General features: G+C 33.0%; 19 protein-coding genes. 15 read left to right on the forward strand and 4 right to left on the reverse strand.

Annotated features, from left to right (window positions below; genetic code table 11):
- Positions 1-4: 4 nt before the first annotated feature.
- From P3875_RS03630 to P3875_RS03640, 3 genes are all read right to left on the reverse strand, one after another.
- Entirely contained in the window at positions 5-247 is a 243-nt protein-coding gene (locus P3875_RS03630; RefSeq protein ID WP_303444897.1) for a DUF3098 domain-containing protein, read from the reverse strand.
- Positions 248-250: 3 nt separating this feature from the next.
- Entirely contained in the window at positions 251-1,129 is an 879-nt protein-coding gene (locus P3875_RS03635) for a cell division protein FtsX (protein ID WP_303444898.1), read from the reverse strand.
- 150 nt (positions 1,130-1,279) lie between these two features.
- On the reverse strand, positions 1,280-1,561 hold the full coding sequence (locus P3875_RS03640) for a hypothetical protein (protein ID WP_303444899.1): 282 nt from the start codon (positions 1,559-1,561) through the stop codon (positions 1,280-1,282).
- Positions 1,562-1,765: 204 nt separating this feature from the next.
- On the opposite strand from P3875_RS03640, the gene leuS reads away from it, so the two are divergent.
- The 8 genes from leuS to P3875_RS03680 all read left to right on the forward strand — a co-directional run bounded on the left by leuS (position 1,766) and on the right by P3875_RS03680 (position 12,041).
- Positions 1,766-4,606, forward strand: coding sequence for a leucine--tRNA ligase (leuS, locus tag P3875_RS03645; protein WP_303444900.1), 2,841 nt, complete (start codon positions 1,766-1,768; stop codon positions 4,604-4,606).
- A 98-nt stretch (positions 4,607-4,704) separates the two neighbouring features.
- Entirely contained in the window at positions 4,705-5,343 is a 639-nt protein-coding gene (locus tag P3875_RS03650; protein WP_303444901.1) for a hypothetical protein, read from the forward strand.
- 127 nt (positions 5,344-5,470) lie between these two features.
- A complete protein-coding gene (locus tag P3875_RS03655; RefSeq protein ID WP_303444902.1) occupies positions 5,471-5,902 on the forward strand; it encodes a c-type cytochrome in 432 nt (143 codons plus the stop codon).
- Positions 5,895-7,217, forward strand: a complete 1,323-nt coding sequence (locus P3875_RS03660) for a cbb3-type cytochrome c oxidase subunit I (protein ID WP_303444903.1) — start codon at positions 5,895-5,897, stop codon at positions 7,215-7,217. Before P3875_RS03655 ends, P3875_RS03660 begins: the two co-directional genes overlap by 8 nt.
- A 69-nt stretch (positions 7,218-7,286) precedes the next feature.
- Positions 7,287-9,080, forward strand: a complete 1,794-nt coding sequence (locus P3875_RS03665) for a hypothetical protein (RefSeq protein WP_303444904.1) — start codon at positions 7,287-7,289, stop codon at positions 9,078-9,080.
- Between the two features lie 39 nt (positions 9,081-9,119).
- Entirely contained in the window at positions 9,120-10,049 is a 930-nt protein-coding gene (gene nadA, locus P3875_RS03670; protein WP_303444905.1) for a quinolinate synthase NadA, read from the forward strand.
- Positions 10,050-10,054: 5 nt separating this feature from the next.
- Positions 10,055-11,560, forward strand: coding sequence for an L-aspartate oxidase (gene nadB, locus P3875_RS03675; protein ID WP_303444906.1), 1,506 nt, complete (start codon positions 10,055-10,057; stop codon positions 11,558-11,560).
- A gap of 61 nt (positions 11,561-11,621) precedes the next feature.
- Positions 11,622-12,041 carry a hypothetical protein gene (locus tag P3875_RS03680; RefSeq protein ID WP_303444907.1) on the forward strand — a complete coding sequence of 140 codons (420 nt, stop codon included), beginning with the start codon at positions 11,622-11,624 and terminating at the stop codon, positions 12,039-12,041.
- Between the two features lie 27 nt (positions 12,042-12,068).
- Here P3875_RS03680 and P3875_RS03685 read toward each other — a convergent pair whose 3' ends face one another.
- Complete coding sequence (locus P3875_RS03685; RefSeq protein WP_303444908.1) at positions 12,069-12,458, reverse strand: SPOR domain-containing protein; 390 nt, start codon at positions 12,456-12,458, stop codon at positions 12,069-12,071.
- Between the two features lie 220 nt (positions 12,459-12,678).
- Between P3875_RS03685 and P3875_RS03690 the strand changes: the two genes are divergently transcribed.
- Genes P3875_RS03690 through P3875_RS03720 form a run of 7 tightly spaced genes read left to right on the forward strand, consistent with a single transcriptional unit; the run spans position 12,679 to position 22,250 of the window.
- Positions 12,679-13,950, forward strand: a complete 1,272-nt coding sequence (locus P3875_RS03690; RefSeq protein WP_303444909.1) for a c-type cytochrome — start codon at positions 12,679-12,681, stop codon at positions 13,948-13,950.
- A 31-nt stretch (positions 13,951-13,981) separates the two neighbouring features.
- Positions 13,982-17,023, forward strand: a complete 3,042-nt coding sequence (locus tag P3875_RS03695) for a TAT-variant-translocated molybdopterin oxidoreductase (RefSeq protein WP_303444910.1) — start codon at positions 13,982-13,984, stop codon at positions 17,021-17,023.
- 33 nt (positions 17,024-17,056) lie between these two features.
- Positions 17,057-18,460 (forward strand): NrfD/PsrC family molybdoenzyme membrane anchor subunit, encoded by a 1,404-nt coding sequence (nrfD, locus tag P3875_RS03700; protein WP_303444911.1) that lies wholly within the window; start codon positions 17,057-17,059, stop codon positions 18,458-18,460.
- Positions 18,461-18,466: 6 nt separating this feature from the next.
- Entirely contained in the window at positions 18,467-18,991 is a 525-nt protein-coding gene (locus P3875_RS03705) for a DUF3341 domain-containing protein (RefSeq protein ID WP_303444912.1), read from the forward strand.
- Positions 18,992-18,999: 8 nt separating this feature from the next.
- Complete coding sequence (locus P3875_RS03710) at positions 19,000-19,548, forward strand: c-type cytochrome (RefSeq protein ID WP_303444913.1); 549 nt, start codon at positions 19,000-19,002, stop codon at positions 19,546-19,548.
- Between the two features lie 28 nt (positions 19,549-19,576).
- Positions 19,577-21,040: a quinol:cytochrome C oxidoreductase gene (locus P3875_RS03715; RefSeq protein WP_303444914.1), complete on the forward strand. Its 1,464-nt coding sequence runs from the start codon at positions 19,577-19,579 to the stop codon at positions 21,038-21,040.
- Positions 21,041-21,059: 19 nt separating this feature from the next.
- Positions 21,060-22,250 carry a cytochrome c oxidase subunit II gene (locus P3875_RS03720; RefSeq protein WP_303444915.1) on the forward strand — a complete coding sequence of 397 codons (1,191 nt, stop codon included), beginning with the start codon at positions 21,060-21,062 and terminating at the stop codon, positions 22,248-22,250.
- Positions 22,251-22,259: the final 9 nt, after the last annotated feature.

Below are 22,259 nucleotides of genomic sequence, written 5' to 3' on the forward strand. Positions count from 1 at the left end.
TATTTTATTTACTTTTTTTAGGATTTAAAAATATGGAATAAATACAAATTCCAAACCCAATAAAAATTACGGTTGGTGCTAAACGTATTCTTCTAAAACTAAAAACAGCATCGTTAAAAACATTAGGATCAGTGCTATTACCGCCAGCCATTAATAAAAAACCTAAGGCAATAACTGCTACACCTGCCAACAAAAACATGTAATTTTGTTTGGTAAATAAAAATGATTTTTCGGTTTTGTTTTCCATAGTTTATAAGTATAAATCGTCTGATTTTAAATTTAAAAAGCGTTGCGTTGCAAAATAAGTACTAATGTATGTAATTACAATACCCAGTAAAAATACGCCGCAACAAACTAAAAATATTGGTTTTTTATCGGCCATTAATTCTAAAGTTGGTAGCTTACTATCGGCATATGCAGTTAAAATTAAAATACCTATAATAGCAAAGCCAGCACCTATCATTCCTAATTTTACGCTGTTCCAAATAAATGGTTTGCGTATAAATGCTTTGGTTGCACCTACCATTTGCATGGTTTTTATAATGAAACGTTTAGAGTAAATAGATAGGCGTAACGAGCTGTTTATTAATAAAATAGATATAAATGCAAAAACAGCTGTTATAATTAATACCCAAAAACTAATGGTTTTAATGTTTTTATTTACCAAATCAACCAATTCAGGGTCGTAGGCAACTTCACTAACTAAAGGGTTTTCTTTAATGCTTAATTCAATTTCTTTAATAGAATCTTTTTCAATGTAAGCACCTTTAAAGTGTAGGTCAAAAGAATGTTGCAACGGGTTAAAACCTAAAAACTTTACAAAATCTTCACCAATTGTTTTTTGGTGGGTATTTGCAGCCGAATCTTTATGTACAAATGTAAGATCTTTAATAAACTTTTGTTTACCTAATTCGGTTTGATAAGCAGCTAGTTGCTCTTCATTCACATCTTCTTTAAAATAGATAGACATTGGGATGTTTTCTTTAAAATTGTTCGATATTTTTTCATAATTAATTACGAACATTCCTAATGAACCTAACAAAAATAATACTAAGAAAATACTTAAAATAACCGAAAAGTAAGACGATAATAGTCTTCTCTTTTGATATCTTTCGTACGCTGTGGCCATAAACTTTTAAATTTTAATGGGTAAAGATAATAAACAATTTAAAAAAACACCTTATCAAAATTTAGAATATTAAAAAAGTGTGGTGTTAATAAAAACAAAAAACCGATGAATTTTCATCGATTTTAAAGTTTAAAACATTTTTTTTAGCGTTTAGATAATTCTATAAATACGATTTATAGGTATGGTTACACCTTTTTTCAAAACAATATGTTCCGGTGTTACAGCCCAAACGGTTGTATTAGTTACTAACTGTTCTTTGTCATCTTCAAAAAATATTTCAATTTTAACATGGTCTGTATTACCAATTGCCATTGCTTTTTCCAAATCTTGTTTACGTTGCAAAATTTCTTGTTTGTTTTGTAAAACATCGTTAGTAGGAAATACTAAATGCGCTATATCTTCTTTTTCAATTAACTTAAAAGTGGTTGTCATAATTTTATAAATAAATAAGTTGTTTTGTGATATGTAAATGTAAAAAAATATTTTTTTTCACAAAATATTAAACATTTTATTTTTGTGTTTTTAAAAAAAAATATTTGAGGTTAATGGGGTTTGCCTTATACTTTAAAATAAAAATTTAGTAATGTTAATAAATTAAAGTAATTTTGTAATCGTTTAAAATTTTAGGTAAAGAAAATGAAATACAATCCAAACGAAATTGAAGCTAAATGGCAAAAGTATTGGAGTGAAAATAACACTTTCAAGGCTAGTAATCAGTCAACAAAACCAAAATATTATGTGTTAGATATGTTTCCGTACCCATCGGGTGCAGGTTTACACGTTGGGCATCCGCTTGGTTACATTGCGTCTGATATTTATGCACGTTACAAACGCCATCAAGGTTTTAATGTTTTGCATCCGCAAGGATACGATTCGTTTGGTTTACCTGCCGAACAATATGCTATACAAACTGGGCAGCACCCTGCTGTAACTACCGAAACAAACATTAAGCGTTACCGTGAACAATTAGATAAAATTGGTTTCTCGTTTGATTGGAGTCGAGAAGTACGTACCTCAAACCCTGAATATTACAAACACACCCAGCAAATATTCATTCAGCTTTTTAACTCATGGTATAATAAAACAACCGACAAAGCCGAAAGTATTTGTACATTAATTGATGTTTTTTCTAAAGAAGGAAATGCTAATGTTCATGCTGTTTCCGATGAAAATATTGAAATTTTTTCGGCAAATCAGTGGAATGCTTTTACAGCCGATGAACAAGAACGTATTTTATTAAAATACAGATCGACTTATTTGGCTGAAACCGAAGTGAATTGGTGCCCTGCATTAGGAACAGTTTTAGCAAACGATGAAATTGTAAACGGCGTTTCAGAACGTGGTGGCCACCCTGTTATTCGTAAAAAAATGACTCAGTGGAGCATGCGTATTTCAGCGTATGCAGAACGTTTGTTGCAAGGTTTAGAAACAATTGATTGGAGCGAATCTATTAAAGAAGCGCAACGTAATTGGATAGGGAAATCGGTTGGTGCTTCAGTGGTATTTAATGTCATGTCGAGCGGAGTCGAGGCATCTCATCAAATTGAAGTTTTTACAACTCGTCCTGATACTATTTTTGGAGTAAATTTTATGACGTTGGCTCCAGAACATGAATTGGTTTCAAAAATTACCACCCCCGAACAAAAAGCTGCTGTTGATGCGTATGTAGAAGCTACTTCTAAACGATCTGAACGCGAACGTATGGCCGATGTTAAAACTATTTCGGGTGTATTTACCGGTGCGTATGCTGTTCATCCGTTTACACAAAAGCCAGTAGCAATTTGGATTGGCGATTATGTTTTAGCAGGATACGGAACAGGTGCTGTAATGGCGGTGCCGTGTGGCGATGAACGCGATTATGCTTTTGCAAATTATTTTGCAGGCCAAAACGGAATGCCCGAAATAATCAATATTTTTAATAAAGATATTTCTGAAGAAGCTTTTACAGAAAAAGCAGGTTTTGAATTACAAAATTCTGACTTTTTAAACGGATTAGATTACAAAGCAGCAACTAAAAAAGTTATTGAAGCACTTGAAAAAATAGGGCAGGGAAAAGCAAAAGTAAACTACCGTTTGCGCGATGCTGTTTTTTCGCGTCAGCGTTATTGGGGCGAACCTTTTCCGGTTTATTATGTAAACGGTTTACCTAAAATGATTGACCCGAAACATTTACCTATACATTTACCCGAAGTAGAAAAGTATTTACCAACCGAAGACGGACAGCCACCTTTAGGTAACGCAACCGTTTGGGCATGGGATACTGTAAATAATAAAGTAGTTGCAACCACCGAAATTAATAATGAAACCATTTTTCCGTTAGAATTAAATACCATGCCAGGTTGGGCAGGATCGTCGTGGTATTGGTTGCGTTATATGGATGCTGCAAATGATACCGAAATGGCTTCTAAAGAAGCTATTGATTACTGGCAAAATGTTGATTTATATATTGGAGGAAGCGAACATGCAACCGGACATTTACTGTACTCGCGTTTTTGGAATAAGTTTTTAAAAGACCGCGGTTTGGTACCAACCGAAGAACCTTTTCAAAAGTTAATCAACCAAGGAATGATTTTGGGAATGAGTGCAATTGTTTACAGAATTTCTGGGACAAATAAATATATTTCTAAAAATCTTAAAAACGATTATGAGATTGAAGAAATACGAGTTGATGTAAATTTAGTAAATGCTTCAGATGAAATTGATATAGAAGGATTAAGAAACTGGATTCCGGAATTTAAAGATGCTGAATTTATATTAGAAAACGGAAGATATTATGTAGGTCGCGAGGTTGAAAAAATGTCTAAACGTTGGTATAATGTAGTAAACCCAGACGATATTTGTAACGAATACGGTGCCGATACCTTGCGTTTATACGAAATGTTTTTAGGTCCGTTAGAGCAGGCAAAACCATGGAATACGGCTGGTATTACAGGTGTTTTTGGGTTCCTTAAAAAACTATGGCGTTTGTATGCCGATGATAACGGATTAATTGTTACCAACGACGAACCAACGGCCGAAATGTACAAATCGTTGCATAAAACAATTAAAAAAGTAACCGAAGATATTGAGAATTTCTCGTTTAATACATCGGTTTCTCAATTCATGATTTGTGTAAACGAACTGCAACAGCAAAAATGTAATCATCGTGCTATTTTAGAGCCGTTAGCAATTGTAATTTCGCCTTATGCACCGCATATTGCCGAAGAATTATGGAGTATGTTAGGGCATTCAGAATCGGTTTCGCAACAACCGTTTCCAAAGTTCGAAGAAAAATATCTGGTTGAAAGTTCAAAAGAATATCCGGTTTCGTTCAACGGAAAAATGCGTTTTAAAATTGAATTACCTTTAGATTTAACCGCAGAACAAATTGAAGAAATCATTATGAACGATGAACGTACACAAGCACAATTACAAGGTAAAACACCTAAAAAAGTAATTATCGTTCCTGGTAAAATCATCAATTTAGCTGGATTTTAAAAGTAAAATAGCATCTTTTTATACAACAAACCGCTCAATAAACTGAGCGGTTTCTTTTTGGCTTATTTTTTGTATTAGCAAAAGAAAAATCTAGCATTATGAAAAATCTACTACTTTTATTCGCCCTATTACTTACACAGATAACCTTTGCACAATCACAACAAAACGATTTTGCTTTTACAGCTAAAGCTGCTGCTGTACCTGTTTTTAATACCAATAGGTTAGGTGTAGAAGTTGGGTTGAGTTACTATTTAACCAATCGTTTTTCTGTTGGTACGCATTATTTGTACACTAATAATAAATTTACGCATGGCTTTGGCTATCCAACAAATAATGCAATTGTACACTTTTTAGCAATAAATGTTCCTTTACAGTATGATTTTGTAAACGAAGGCAACTTTCAAATAGGTATGGGGATTGTTCCGGGGCTTATTTTAAGTACGTTGCGTGATAAAAATCAATTAAAAGAAGAAGAACATTACAATGAAGAAACAGGTGTTACTACCGTTATAAAAACCCCTATACGTTTAAATCGCGATGCGTATTTTGCACTTACACCAAATGTTGATGCAAAATTAAAAGTTGCAACTATTGAAGCCCAAAGTCACACCCAATTATATGTAACGGGCAATGCAGGTTATCAATTTGTATTTGGAAGTGGTGATTTTACCAAGCCAACCAATTTTAGAAATTATACGGTATCAATTGGGTTTGCTATTAAAGGCGCTTTAGAATAATTATCAAAAGTAATTTTTTGTATTAAATAAAAATATTTGTTTTAATAACTAAGGTTGTATGACACAAGTCATACAACCTTAGTTATTTATGTGTTTTTTTTGTATTTAAATTTAAGCTGTTTTAAATATGAATCATAAAAAATATGTAGGGATTCTTTTGGTCCTATTAACGTTATTTTTCATTTATAATTTTCATATTTATACCGATAAAGAAAATTACGCCGATGTTGTTTTAACTCAAAAAGCACTACGCGGGCAGCATTTATGGTACAAAAACAACTGCAATTCGTGCCATCAAATATACGGTTTGGGTGGTTATTTAGGTCCCGATTTAACCAATATTTATTCTTTTAGAAACCAAAATGATGCCTATTTAAAAATTTTGTTTAACAGCGGTATTAAAACCATGCCCTTGTTTGATTTTAACGAACAAGAAAAAGAGGAACTAGTACAGTTTTTAAAGGAAATCGATCAAACGGGGCATTCACCAAATATTCATTCTAAAATTGAAATTAACGGTTGGATTGATATCAATCATAAAAAACAACATCATGAATAAATGTTACGCTTTATACTTCGTCACAGTTGGATTACTTTCGTTAATATTAACATTATTTTGTGGTTTAGTCTGTGGTTTTCAGTATATTATTCCAAGTTTTGTTAAATCTATTTTACCGTTTAATGTTATGCGGCCGCTGCATACCCTTTTTGCGGTAGGTTGGGTTGTATTAACGGTTACAGGTAGTATTTACTATTATTTAGATACTAAAATAAAAGAACACAATCAAACCATGTTGCATTTGTTAATTTTTGTGTTTACAGGTTTGGGTATTGCTTTTTCGTATATTTTTAAAAATTTCCAAGGTAAAGAATACCTTGAATTCCCTACCTTTTTTTATTTCCCAATAATTTTTGGTTGGATTTTATTTGGAATTCGTTTTTTTAAATCTGAAGCTAAATCGTTTAAAAAATGGCCGGTTTATAAATGGATGTGGGCTACAGGAATCGTTTTAATGATTTATCATTTTTCCGAGGCACATTTGTTGTTATTGCCTTATTTTAAGCAGCATTTTGTACAAAATGTAGCACTACAATGGAAAGCAGGTGGCTCATTTGTTGGCTCATGGAATATGTTAGTTTATGGAACATCAATTTATGTAATGTCTAAAATTGGTCAAAATCAAAATTATGCACATTCTAAAAAAGCATTCTTTTTTTACTTTTTAGGGTTAGCCAATTTAATGTTTGGCTGGGCACACCATATTTATATTGTGCCAACTGCTGTATGGATTCGTTATTTTGCCTATATAATAAGTATGACCGAGTGGGTTGTGTTAATCTCAATTATTTATGATTGGAAAAAAAGTTTACAAACAACCACAAAAACAAGCTTTGCGCTTTCGTACAAATTAATGTTAATGGCCGATTTTTGGGTGTTTTTAAATGTTCTTTTGGCATTGCTAATTTCTATTCCTGCTATAAATTTATTTACACACGGTACACATATTACAGTAGCACATTCAATGGGTACAACAATTGGTATTAATACTTTAATTTTGTTATCGTCGGTTACATATATTTTAGAAAAACAACAGATTTTAAATGAATCAATTATAAAAAAGGCAAAGTTTTTATTAAATATTTTTAACGTTTCATTTACCTTGTTTTTTTTGTGCCTTTTATTAATGGGTGTAAAAAAATCAATTTGGATTTTTACTGCTAACAATATAACATTTACACAGTTACATGAATCAATGTTTTGGCTTTATGTGCTTTTTATAGCATTTGGTCTAGGGTTGATTGTAGGTTTGTGTGGTGTTGTTTTTATTTTATTAAAAGGTATTAAAATCATGTTAAACCTTAAGTTATACTGATATATATCATAGATTTAATTGATTAAAAACCTAAAATTCGTATCTTATTTATTTTTAATCAATTAAAATATGTCAAAATTAAATTTGCATACCTTTCATATTCCCGTTATGGGCTTGGCTTACACCATTGATACTCCTATAAAAGTGGCTCATTTAGGTATTTCTTCTGTAGTTTCAATAGTTGATGACGAACTAACTGAACGCATGCGTGCATTTTACAGCAAACAGTTTTTGTTACCTTACAAAGAAATATCTAAAAAATGTGTCGATTATCGTGCAAATCGTATAAAAGAATATTTGAACTTAATGCAGCAAATTGTTAGCGATAAACTTCAACAATTTAAAGAAGAACTTTTAGCTAATAAAACCAGTTTAGAAAACTATATTTCGTTGCTGCCCGATACTTCAGAATTAAAATCCAATTTACAAAAGTTTGTGAACAATGGTTTGTTGTTAAAAGACGAGCTGAAGAAACTTCTTTCGAACCATTTAATTGCTGGCGATATTGATGTAAATATTATGACCAAGGTTGATAATGATAATTACAATGGCAATACACAATTACCGGTTATTTATAACGATGCACATGCTTCTTTACGAGGTTTTGCCGAAAGTAATTTAAAAGGCTCAGTGGTGCTTTCAGCAGGAATGAATCCAAGGTTGTATAGTTATTTTGAGCAATTTCCAGTATTTTATCCAAATGAAGATGGTCAGCTATCAAAAAAAATCATTTTAAAAGTTAGCGATTTTCGTTCGGCAATGATTCAAGGTAATTTTTTAGCAAAAAAAGGATTGTGGGTTTCTGAATATCGTATTGAATCTGGATTGAATTGTGGTGGGCATGCTTTTGCAACTGAAGGCTTGTTGTTAGGTCCTATCTTGGAAGAATTTAAAGAAAAAAAAGCAGACTTAATTAAATCAACCCATGAACTAATGATAAAAGCCTTAGCGACTAAAAATTTACCTATACCCCAACAACCTTTGCCTTTAAAAATAACAGCGCAAGGTGGTGTTGGAACCTCCGAAGAGCATGCCTTTTTATTAAACCAATATAATTTAGATTCAGTAGGTTGGGGGTCTCCGTTTTTATTGGTTCCCGAAGCTACATCTGTAGATAGTAAAACTAGAGATTTATTAGCAAAGGCTACCGAAAAAGATTTTTATTTAAGCAACATTTCACCATTAGGTGTGCCTTTTAATACAATAAAAGGAATGAGTAATGAATTTTGGAAAAATAAGCGCATAAACGATGGTAAAGCAGGAAGTTCATGTCCAAAAAAATATTTAGCCTTAAGTAAAGAGTATGATGTTAAAGGAATGTGTACAGCTTCTAAAAAATATCAAGATATAAAATTAGCTGAATTAGATGCTGTTAAAGATACTTTAACCCCCCAGAAAGTAGAATTAAATAAAGCAGCTATTTATGAAAAAGCCTGTCTTTGCGTAGGTTTAGTAAATGCCTTTTATTTAGAAAATGAGTTGGAAATAAAAGGCCAACAACAAGGCGTTGTAATCTGTCCTGGTCCTAATTTGGCTTATTTTGATAAAGTTTACAGCTTGAATAATATGGTTAAACATATTTATGGAAAATTAAATATTTTAACAACAATTAATCGTCCAAATATGTTTATTAAGGAATTACAAATGTATATTGATCATTTGCAAAAAGGCGTTTCAGAAAGTGTAGATGATATGACTAGTTTGCAACAAAAAAAGTGGATTGCTTTTAAAAATAATTTACAACTGGGTATTGATTATTATCAAAATTTATTGTTGAACACTACTTTTTTTCAAAGTGAAAAAGCGTTAATAAAACAACAGTTATCTACATATAGTTTGCATTTGAATAGCATTCACATTTAGTTATTTTTTATATCAAGAACTAATTTAAAACGCTTAAAAATGGAATTGTTAAAACAAAAAATTCTTGAACTTAAAAAGCAAAAAAATGCTGTTATTTTAGCACATTATTATCAGTTACCAGAAATTCAAGAAATTGCTGATTATGTAGGTGATAGTTTGGGACTTTCACAAGAAGCCGAAAAAACCAATGCCAAAATTATTTTATTTGCAGGCGTGCATTTTATGGCCGAAACAGCAAAACTTTTAAATCCTTCAAAAAAAGTAATTTTACCCGATTTAGAAGCTGGTTGTTCATTAGCAGATTCTTGTCCGCCGGCAGCTTTTAAGAAATTTATTTTAGAACACCCAAAGCATGTGGTAATTACCTATGTAAATTGTTCGGCCGAAATTAAAGCCATGAGTCATTTGGTTTGCACATCTTCTAATGCTGAAAAAGTGGTGCAATCGATTCCTGAAGACGTTCCAATTATATTTGCGCCCGATAAAAATCTAGGTAATTACATCAATAAAATATCAAATCGCAAAATGGTTTTGTGGAATGGCAGTTGTATAGTACACGAAGCTTTTTCAATAGATAAATTAATAGATTTACATAAACAGCATCCCGATGCTGTAATTATTGCACATCCCGAGTCCGAAACACATATTTTAAAAACAGCTACTTTTATTGGTTCTACCGCAGAAATGATTGATTTTGTAAAACATAGTCAACATCAAAAATTTATTGTTGCTACCGAAGCAGGTATTTTGTATAAAATGCAGTTAGATGTTCCAAATAAAATATTAATTCCAGCGCCATCAATTGCCGATAATACGTGTGCATGTAGCGAATGCGCATTTATGAAACTAAATACTTTACAAAAAGTATATGATTGCCTTGTTAATGAATCGCCTGAAATAATTATACCCGTTGAAATTGCAAAAAAAGCAATTTTACCAATTAAACGTATGCTTGAACTTTCAAAATAAAAGCAATGCAAACCCATTATTTAATTATTGGTTCAGGAATAGCAGGTTTGTCGGTTGCGGTTAAACTTGCTGAACAATTTGTTGATCGTAAAATTGTTATAGTTTCAAAGGATAAAGGTGAAGAATCGAATACAAATTATGCCCAAGGGGGTATTGCAGTTGTAATAGATCGTGTAAAAGATAATTTTGAACAGCACATTAAAGATACTTTAACTTGTGGTGATGGTTTATGTGATAAAAAAGTAGTTGAGTCCGTAGTGAAAAATGCACCTAATCAATTGCAAGAATTAATTTCATGGGGTGCACAATTTGATCGGGAAGAAAACGGAACATTTGATTTAGCTAAAGAAGGTGGTCATTCAACAAATCGGGTGGTTCACCACAAAGACGAAACAGGTAAAGAAATTGAACGAGCAGTGTTACTTGAAGCGCGACTAAAAAAAAATATTATTTTTTTAGAGCATCATTTTGCGGTTGATTTAATGGTTAAAAACAATATTTGCTTAGGAGCTTCAATTTTAAATAAAAAAAACAAGCAACAGTTTGTTATAAATGCAGGTTTTACCATTTTAGCAACAGGAGGTGTTGGACAGATTTACCAAACAACTACAAATTCAACTGTTGCTACTGGCGATGGTATTGCAATGGCAATAAGGGCAAAAGCAAAAGTTTGCGATATGGAATTTATTCAATTTCATCCAACGGCGTTTTTTTCTAAATCAAAACCTACCTTTTTAATTTCCGAAGCTGTTCGCGGTTTTGGCGCATTTTTAAAAAATAAAAATGGTTACAGGTTTATGTTTGATTATGATTCTCGTGGAGAATTAGCATCTCGAGATATTGTTTCAAGAAGTATAATAACCGAAATGTATAAAACAAATGCTGAATGTGTGTTTTTAGATGCCACTCATTTAGATAAACACAGTTTCCAAAAACATTTCCCTGCTATTTATAAATATTGTTTACAACAAGGTATTGATGTTTTTAGAAATTATATTCCGGTAGTACCTACGCAGCATTACATTTGTGGTGGCATTACTGTTGATACCAACGGACAAACTTCGGTGCTTAATTTATTTGCATGTGGCGAATGTGCACATACAGGCTTGCATGGTGCAAATCGTTTAGCGTCGAATTCATTGTTAGAAGCTGTGGTTTATGCGCAGTTTATTTTTAATTATTTAAAAGAAAAAGAATTACCCGATGAACATTATACAAATGTGCGTTTTAAGGTAGATCGGCCAAAAATATCAGAAACGATTATGAAAATTAATACGGCCGATTTAAATGCAATGGTTCAAAATAATGTAGGAATTGTGCGTAATCAAAAACAATTACAAAATACGTTGCTACAATTAAAATTTTGGAGAAACGAATGTAATGAACTTTTACAAAGATATCAGCCTACTGCAGATTTTATGGAGTTTTACAACAAAGTAATTGTGGCACATGAAATTGTAACTGCATCAATTAAACGTACCAACAATAAAGGATGTTTTTATAAGGCGTAAAAATTATGTGTTTTAAAAGTTACTGTTTTTAATGTATCTTTAAATAAAAAAAATGTTACAAATGAAAAGTACAAAAACATTATTTGCAATTTTAATTGCTTTAGGAATTTTAGTTATAGTTTTAATGGTTGGTTTACCCGTTTATAATGTTTGGCAACAAGAAATGGCAGGTAAAGCAGAAATGGCTAAGGCAGAACAAAACCGTAAAATTTTAATTGAAGAAGCGAAGGCTAGGTTAGAAGCCGAGAAATTAAATGCCCAAGCTGAGGTAGAACGTGCACGCGGTATGGCCGAAGCAATGAAATTAGAAAACGGCACATTAAATAGTACATACAACCAATATTTGTTTATTAGAACTTTAGAAAAATTAGCAGACAAAGGCGATTTGCCACAAATTATATATATGCCATCTGAAGGGTTGGTGCCTGTGATGGATGTTTCTAAAAAATCAACCAAACAAATAAATGTAGTAAATGAATAAAAAAAAAAACAGCTATAGGCTGTTTTTTTATCTTTTAAGTTTCACAAGTAAAGCTTCTGGGTATTCACTACCTATTTTTTTTAACAAATTCTCAGCTTCAATTTTGTTTTTATAATTGCCAACTACAACTTTAAATTTAGGGTTGGCATATATAATAGTAGCGTCAATTTCTGGATATTTTGTTATAAAATCTTTATAAACTTGTTCAGCTTCCTCTTTCAAACCATTTTTAAGCTGTAATGAGTAATTGGTATATATAGAAAATTGATTGTTTAAACTCATTTTGCGTTCTAACAATAGATCAATAACTTTTTGATCGCTATTTTCGATAACCGTAACTTGTGAAAAACTTTTTTGCTGAAACAAAAATGTTAAAATAAGTATAAAAAAAACTTTATAACTTCTTAAATTATTCATAATGAGTAAATTTTTGAACAAAATTAAAAAATAATTGCGAAAACGCACTTTAAGATTTTATTTAGAATTATTATAAATTAAGATTTGCTTTTTAATACGCTTTAATTACTGCATCTTATGTTGTATTTTTGTCGGAGTTTATAAATAAGGTATTGTGTATTTTGTAGTGAAAATACAGTAAAAACAGTACTAAAATTAGTTGATAATCATTTTTTTAACTATGAAAAAAGTGGGTAACCATAATTCGTTTTCAAGGATTCTTTTCTTGTGTTTAACATTTGTGTTAACATTATCTACAGGAACTTTTGCGCAAGATGCAGCAAAAGGTAAAGAGTTATTTAATGCAAACTGTGCAGCTTGTCACAAGCTTGACGCTAATTCTACAGGACCTGCTTTAAGAGGGGTAGCAGAGCGTCGATCTACTGATTGGTTGCATAAATGGATTAAAAACAGTTCAGGTTTAATTAAATCTGGTGATGCTGATGCTGTTAAATTGTTTAATGAGTGGAACAAAGTTCCAATGAACTCGTTTCCTAATTTGTCAGATGAAGATATTGATAATATCGTAGCGTATACATCAGAGCCAAAACCAGAAGAAAAAGCTGCAGTTCCAGCTGCTGGTGCCGCAGGTGCACAAGCAAATGGTGGTGTTTCTGAAATGATTGTTTTAGGTGGTTTAATTGTTGTTCTTGCAATGTTAGTTGTAATGCTAATAATGGTAAGACGTGTGTTGAACAAAATTGCCGATAAAAACAATTTAACAGTTAGTGAAACAAAATCATTACCAATTTGGAAGGCTTTTGTTAAAAATCAATTCTTAGTAATTACTTCGGTAATTGTGATGTTATTGGCAGGTGCTTATTTTGCATTTGGTTATATGATGCAAATAGGTGTTGATCAAAACTACGAGCCAATTCAGCCAATTCACTTCTCACACAAAATTCACGCAGGTGAAAACGGTATCGATTGTAAATACTGTCACTCTTCTGCTAGAACTTCAAAAACTTCGGGAATTCCTTCTATGAACGTTTGTATGAACTGTCATAAAAATATTACCGAATTTACAGGAAGTCCAGATTCTACATATGTAGATTATAGTAAAGAATTTTACACAGCTGAAATTAAGAAAATTTACGATGCTGTTGGATGGGATCCTGCTAAACAAGCTTATACAGGTGAAGAAAAACCAGTTAAATGGGTTCGTATTCATAATTTACCTGATTTTGTGTACTTTAACCACTCACAGCACGTTTCGGTTGCAGGTTTAGAATGTCAAACTTGTCACGGACCAGTTGAAACTATGGAGATTATGAAACAATTCTCTCCGTTAACAATGGGATGGTGTGTGAACTGTCACCGTGAAACAGAAGTAAACGTAAAAGGTAACGAGTACTACGCTAAAATTCACGAAGAATTATCTAAAAAATATGGTGTTGAGAAATTAACAGCAGCACAATTAGGTGGTTTAGAGTGTGGTAAATGTCACTATTAATAATAATTTAAGAAGCTAATATATATATACAATGGCATCAAACAAAAAATACTGGAAAAGTGTTGAGGAGCTTAACGAGAACAGTTCTATTGTTGAGAGGCTAAGAAACAATGAGTTTGTTGAAGAAATTCCAACAGAGGATTTTCTTGGAGATAAAAACGCCTTGTCTTCTTCTTCAACATCTCGTAGAGACTTTTTGAAATACGTTGGTTTTTCTACAGCTGCAGCTTCTTTAGCAGCATGTGAAGGGCCGGTTAAAAAGTCTATTCCTTATGTATTCCAACCAGAAGAAATTATCCCTGGAATTGCAGATTACTATGCAACTACAGTGGCTGATGGTTTTGATTTCGTTAACGTGTTAATTAAAACACGTGAAGGTCGTCCTATTAAAGTAGAGAATAACTTTATGGAGAATGCATTAACAGGTGCAAATGCGCGTGTTCATGCTTCTGTATTGTCTTTATATGATAGTTTACGCTTAAAGCAACCTAAAATTAACAGTAAGGAAGCTTCATGGGCAGATGTTGATCAAAAAATAAAAGCAAGCTTAACAAGTGCAACAGGACAAATTGTTTTGTTAACAAACACTATGGCTTCGCCTTCAACAGATAAATTAATTGCAGAATTTAAAACTGCGTACCCAACAGCAAAACATATTGTTTACGACGCAATTGGTGCTGATGCGGCTTTAGATGCTTACCAACAAGCTTACGGTCAACGCGCTTTAGCTGATTATAACTTTGGTAAAGCTGATGTAATTGTTTCTGTAGGTGCTGATTTCTTAGGAGATTGGCAAGGTGGAGGATATGATGGCGATTACGCTAAAGGCCGTGTTCCTAAAAATGGGAAAATGTCTAAACATATCCAGTTAGAGGCTAATATGTCTTTATCAGGTGCAAATGCTGATAAACGTATTCCTTTAACAGTTGCTGAACAAAAATTAGCATTAGTTAAAATTTATAACATAGTTTCCGGTAATGCTGTAAGTGTTGCTAACACTGCTGCCGATGCAGAAGTTGTTAAAGCTGCACAACAATTAAAGGCTGCTGGTAGCACAGGTGTCTTAGTGTCGGGATTAGACGATGTTAACGCACAATTATTAGTTTTCGCAATTAACCAAGCGTTAGGTTCGGTAGCATTTAATCCTGCACAACCTAAATACGTTCGCGGAGGTAATAATAAAGAAGTTGCTCAATTAGTAAAAGATATGAACGCTGGTGCTGTACACACTTTAATTATGAGTGGTGTGAACCCAGTTTATACTTTAGCTAACGGTGCTGCTTTTGCAGAAGGTTTAAAAAAGGTTAAATTATCAGCTTCGTTTACTTTACGTGAAGATGAAACAGCTACTTTAACTACTATTGCTGCCGCTGCACCACATTATTTAGAATCATGGGGTGATGTTCAAGTACGTAAAGGTCACTATTCTATTACACAACCAACTATTCGTCCGTTATTTGAAACTAAACAGTTTCAAGAAGGTTTATTAACTTGGTTAGGTAAAACTGAAAGTTACTACGATTACTTAAAAGCTGCTGGTACAGCCTATACAAATGGTAAAACGTGGAATCAATTAGTTCACGATGGTTTTGTAGCTACCGAAATTACTGGGACTGCTACAGCTTCAGCTGATTTTTCTACTGCTGCAACTACATTAGCTGCAACTAAAAAAGCTGCCGGTTTAGAATTAGTTTTATATTCTAAAACAGGTATGGGTGATGGTCAACAAGCAAACAACCCATGGTTACAAGAGTTCCCAGATCCTATCACACGTGTTTCTTGGGATAACTATTTAACAGTTTCTAAAGCCGATGCTGAAGCGTTAGGAATTGAAAACTTTAACGTTGCTAACGGTGGTTTAAACGGTTCTTATGTTACTTTAAAAGTAGGTACTACTGTTTTAGAAAATGTTCCAGCATTTATTCAACCGGGTCAAGCTAAAGGAACAGTTGGTTTAGCGTTTGGTTACGGACGTAAATCAGCTTTAAAAGAAGAAATGCAAGTAGGTGTTAACGCTTACAAATTATACAACGATTTCAATAATACTCAAATTGTTTCTATTGAAAAAGCTTCAGGCGAGCACGAATTTGCTTGTGTGCAGTTACAAAGAACTTTAATGGGTCGTGGCGATATCGTAAAAGATACTACTTTAGAAATTTTTAATACAAAAGATGCTAAAGTATGGAATGAAAAGCCACATGTATCATTAGATCACCAAACAGTTGAGGCTTCAACAGTTGATATTTGGGAATCTTTTGATCGTTCTGTTGGTCATCATTTCAATTTATCAATCGACTTGAATTCATGTACAGGTTGTGGAGCGTGTGTTATTGCATGTCATGCAGAAAACAACGTACCAGTGGTTGGTAAAGATGAAGTAAGAAGATCACGCGATATGCACTGGTTACGTATCGATAGATACTATTCTTCAGAAGATACGTTTGCAGAAGACGTAACTACTAAGAAAAGTGCACATGGTTTAATGAATAGTATTGAAACTTTTGGTGGATTAGAGCATCCTGCAGATAATCCTCAAGTAGTTTTCCAACCAGTAATGTGTCAGCACTGTAACCACGCACCATGTGAAACAGTTTGTCCAGTTGCTGCTACATCTCACGGTCGTCAAGGTCAAAACCATATGGCATACAACCGTTGTGTGGGTACTCGTTACTGTGCTAACAACTGTCCGTATAAAGTACGTCGTTTCAACTGGTTCTTATACAGCCAAAACGATGCGTTTAATTATCACATGAACGATGATTTAGGACGTATGGTATTAAATCCAGATGTTAATGTACGTTCACGTGGGGTTATGGAAAAATGTTCAATGTGTATCCAAATGACACAAGCAACTATCTTAAAAGCAAAACGCGAAGGACGTGCAGTAAATGCAAATGAATTCGAAGTTGCTTGTTCGGCAGCTTGTTCTTCAGGATCGATGAAATTTGGTGACTTAAATGATAAAGAATCTGAAGTTGCTAAATTATACGAAGACGATAGAAGATATCATTTGTTAGAGCATGTTGGAACAAAACCAAATGTGTTTTACCACGTTAAAGTAAGAAATGTATAAGTATAGTATTAATTAGAAACATTATAAAGGATTATGTCGTCACATTACGAAGCACCCATTAGAAAACCTTTAGTTATTGGTGATAAAACTTATCACGATGTAACGGTAGATGTTGCTAGACCTGTTGAAGGACGTGCTAATAAACAATGGTGGACTGTTTTCACAATTGCTTTAATTGCATTTCTTTGGGGAGCTGGTTGTATGGTATATACAATTGGTACAGGTATTGGTACATGGGGATTAAATAAAACTGTAGGATGGGCTTGGGATATCACCAACTTTGTTTGGTGGGTAGGTATTGGTCACGCTGGTACATTAATCTCGGCTGTATTATTATTATTCCGTCAGAAATGGAGAATGGCTATTAACCGTTCTGCAGAAGCTATGACAATCTTCTCGGTAGTGCAAGCAGGTTTGTTCCCTATTATTCACATGGGACGCCCTTGGTTAGCTTACTGGGTATTGCCTATGCCAAACCAATTTGGATCGTTATGGGTTAACTTTAACTCACCATTATTATGGGACGTATTTGCAATTTCAACATATTTATCTGTATCATTAGTTTTCTGGTGGACAGGTTTATTACCAGATTTTGCAATGTTACGTGATAGAGCTGTTACACCATTTGCAAAAAGAATTTATTCAACTTTATCATTCGGATGGAGTGGACGTGCAAAAGATTGGCAACGTTTTGAAGAAGTATCATTGGTATTAGCTGGTTTAGCTACACCGTTAGTACTTTCTGTACACACTATTGTATCTTTTGACTTTGCTACGTCGGTAATTCCAGGTTGGCATACAACCATCTTACCGCCGTATTTCGTTGCGGGTGCTATCTTCTCTGGTTTCGCCATGGTAAACACTTTGTTAATCATTATGCGTAAAGTTGTAAATTTAGAAGAGTACATTACCATTCAACATATCGAATTAATGAACATCATTATTATGATTACAGGTTCGGTTGTTGGTATCGCATATATTACTGAGTTATGGGTAGCATGGTATTCAGGTGTAGAGTATGAGCAATACGCGTTCCTTAACCGTGCAACTGGTCCTTACTGGTGGTCATATTGGTTAATGATGACATGTAACGTAATTTCTCCGCAAGTTATGTGGTTCAAAAAAATACGTACATCAATCTTAGGATCATTCATTATATCAATTGTAGTAAATATTGGTATGTGGTTTGAACGTTTTGTAATCATTGTAACATCATTACACCGCGATTACTTACCATCATCATGGACAATGTTCCAACCAACGTTTGTAGATGCTGGTATTTATATTGGAACAATAGGTTTCTTCTTTGTATTATTCTTATTATATTCAAGAAGTTTCCCAGTTATTGCACAAGCAGAGGTTAAAACAATTTTAAAATCTTCAGGCGATAACCATAAAAGAGATAGAGAGAACGGTCACCATTCACATAATCATTAATAAATTATGAGTACAAAAGTTATACACGTATTATACAATGATGATGATGTATTAATGGATGCAGTAAAAACAACTCGCGCTGCACATCATCATATCGAAGAGGTTTATACACCTTTTCCTGTACACGGCTTAGATAAAGCTATGGGATTAAAACCAACACGCTTAGCTATCTGTGCATTTATCTATGGTTTATGTGGTTTATCTTTCGCTACCTTTATGATGAATTTTATCATGATACAGGATTGGCCGCAAGATATTGGTGGAAAACCTAGTTTTAGTTATATTCAAAATATGCCTTCATTTGTGCCTATTATGTTTGAATTAACAGTTTTCTTTGCAGCCCATTTAATGGTTATTACTTTCTTTTTAAGAAGTAGATTATGGCCATTTAAAAAAGCTGAAAACCCTGATGTTAGAACAACAGACGACCATTTTTTAATGGAAGTTGCTTTACACGGGAACGAAGAAGAAGCTGTAGCATTCTTTAAAAATACTGGTGCAGTAGAAGTTAAAGTAATCGATAAACATTAGTAGTAAAAATGAAGACTTTATATAAAATAGTTGCGTTGGCAGCAGTTTCAACATTAGCTACATCTTGTTTTAATAAGGAAAAACCTAATTATCAGTTATTTCCTAACATGTACGAGTCTGTAGCATACGAAACGTATTCTGAATCAAGCGCATTTAAAAACGGAAAAGAAGGTCAAATTCCCGCTCAAGGATCAATTAAGCGTGGATTTATGCCTGAAGAGTATGCAAACACACCAGAAGGTTTAGCTTTAGCAAAAGCCAATTTAAAATCGCCTTTAGATTCTTTAAGCGCTGGCGATATGGAAAAAGCTAAAGTATTGTTTACAACTTATTGTGCAATTTGCCACGGTGAAGCAGGAGACGGAAAAGGTAATTTAGTTAAAAGAGAAAAATTCCTGGGAGTACCAAGTTATGCTGAACGTGAGTTAACAGAAGGTGGTATTTATCACGTTGTTACTTACGGATTAAATTCAATGGGTTCACATAAAAACCAATTAACACAACATGAAAGATGGTTAGTTAGTGCTTATGTACTTAAATTGAAATCGGAATTATAAATTGTAAAACTTATTTGAAAGTTTAGATATGTACACATTTTCAGGCAAATTAAAAACCTTTTCTATCATTCTAATGGCTTTAGGTATTGTTGGGATCGTTTACGGTTTTCTTACAACACCAAAATCAATCGAAGAGGTTGAAGCAATTTTAAGCGAGCAACACCACGGTGGGCATGCAACACATGAAGCAACAGCACATGATGCTCATGCTGCAGCTGCTACACACGATGCACACGCAACAACTGCAACGCACGAAGCACATGCAACTGCTACAACAAACGATAGTACTGCACATGCAGTTACTGAAACAGAAGCTCATGCTGAAGTTGCTACAACTACTGCACATGCTGCAAAAGTGGAAGCGCACGATGCTCATGCAGAGCACACAAAACATTTAGAACACGTTTTACACCAGTTGCAAAATAAACCTTGGGCTGCTGTTTATATTGGTTGTATCTTTTTTATGTTAATATCATTAGGTATTTTTACATTTAATCAAATACAATATGCAGCATCAGCTGGTTGGTCACCTGTATTATTCCGTGTAATGGAAGGGTTATCAGCTTACTTATTACCAGGTTCTATTTTATTCTTTTTATTATTGTTAGCTAGTGTAACACACATGAACCATTTATTTATTTGGATGGATGAAAGTGTTGTTGCAAATGACACAATTATTCAAGGAAAAACAGGTTTCTTAAACATTCCTTTCTTTTTAATACGTGCAGTATTATTTTTAGCAGGTTGGAATATTTTTAGAATGTTATCTCGTAAAAATTCATTAGCATTAGATGAAACAGGTGATTTAACTTTCTACAAAAAGAATTTTAAATTAGCTGCAGGTTATTTAGTGTTCTTCATCATTACAGAATCTATCATGTCTTGGGACTGGATTATGTCTATTGATACACACTGGTATTCAACTTTATTTGGATGGTATGTTTTTGCATCATTCTTTGTAACAGGAATTACAATTATTGCATTATCAACTTTATATCTAAAAAATAATGGATATTTAGAATTTGTAAATACATCACATATTCACGATTTAGCTAAATTTATGTTTGGTTTATCAATTTTCTGGACGTATTTATGGTTCTCTCAATTCATGTTAATGTGGTATTCTAACATTCCAGAAGAGGTAACTTATTTTATCTTACGTATTGAAGAGTACAACTTGCCATTCTTTGGTATGTTAGCATTAAACTTTTTGTTGCCTATATTGCTATTAATAAATACTGACTTTAAACGTTTGTCTTGGATAATTGTTATGGCAGGTATTTGTATTATTGCAGGGCACTATTTAGATTTCTTTAACATGATTATGCCAGGTACAGTAGGTGCTTCATGGTTTATTGGTGCAGCCGAAATTGGTTCTGTATTATTCTTTGGTGGTTTATTTATCTTTGTTGGTTTCTCAGCATTAGCTAAAGCTCCATTATTGGCTAAAAACAATCCAATGATTGAAGAAAGTAAACATTTTCATTATTAATATTTAAAGTAATAAACAAATGACGAGTTTATTAATATTAGTTATTGTAGCTTTATTAGGAATTGCAGTATGGCAATTAACTAAGATTTTTGACCTTACAAATAGCAAACTTAACGTTGGCAATGAGTATGAGTCTGAAATTGCTACAGATAAAGACAATAATATCAACGGATATTTAATGTTTGGGTTTTTAGCATTTATTTACATTTTTACTATTTATAGTTGTGTTAAATGGGGATATTTTCCTTTATTGAACAATTCAGCTTCTGAACATGGTAACGATGTAGACCAATTAATGTGGATTACCTTAGTTGTAATTTTCTTAGTACAAATTGTTACTCAGTTTTTATTACATTACTTCGCATTCAAATACCGTGGAAATAAAAACAGAAAAGCAATATTTTTTGCAGATAATGATCGTTTAGAATTTATCTGGACTATTATTCCTGTAATTGTTTTAGCTGGTTTAATTTTATATGGTTTATATGCTTGGAACAACATTATGCACTACGATGAAGAAGAAGAAGTGCTTTATGTTGAAGTTTATGCTAAACAATTTGGTTGGGATATTCGTTATTCAGGTGATGACAATGTTTTAGGTAAAGCCAATGTACGTTTTATTGAAGGTGTTAACGCTGTTGGTGTTGATATGGCAGATCCAAACGCACAAGACGATATCTTAGCTAAAGAATTACACTTGCCAGTTGGTAAAAAAGTTGTTTTAAAAATGCGTTCTCAAGATGTTTTACACTCTGCGTATTTACCTCACTTCCGTGCTCAAATGAACTGTATTCCAGGTATGGTTACTCAATTTATTATGACACCAACTGTTACAACAACAAAAATGAGAGATCGTGAAGAGGTTATAAACCGTGTAAATAAAATTAACGAAGCTAGAAATAAGCACAGTAAAAAACTTATTGAAAAAGGTGAACCAGGTTTAGAACCTTACGTTTTTGATTATATTTTATTATGTAACAAAATTTGTGGACGTTCACACTACAACATGCAAGCAAAAGTTGTTGTAGAATCTGAAAAAGATTTCAATAAATGGTTAAGCGAACAACAAACTTTAGGAAAACAAGTTGCTGAAGAAAAAGCTGCTGCTAAAGCACCAAAAGTTGAAGCACAATCGGCTAAGCCAGAGCAAGCTAATGAAACTGAAATGGCTGTAGATTCTACTGCAGTTGTTGCTCAAGTAATTAAATAATTTGTTTAC

Source organism: Myroides sp. JBRI-B21084, from assembly GCF_030545015.1.
In the GTDB taxonomy this organism is placed as follows: domain Bacteria; phylum Bacteroidota; class Bacteroidia; order Flavobacteriales; family Flavobacteriaceae; genus Flavobacterium.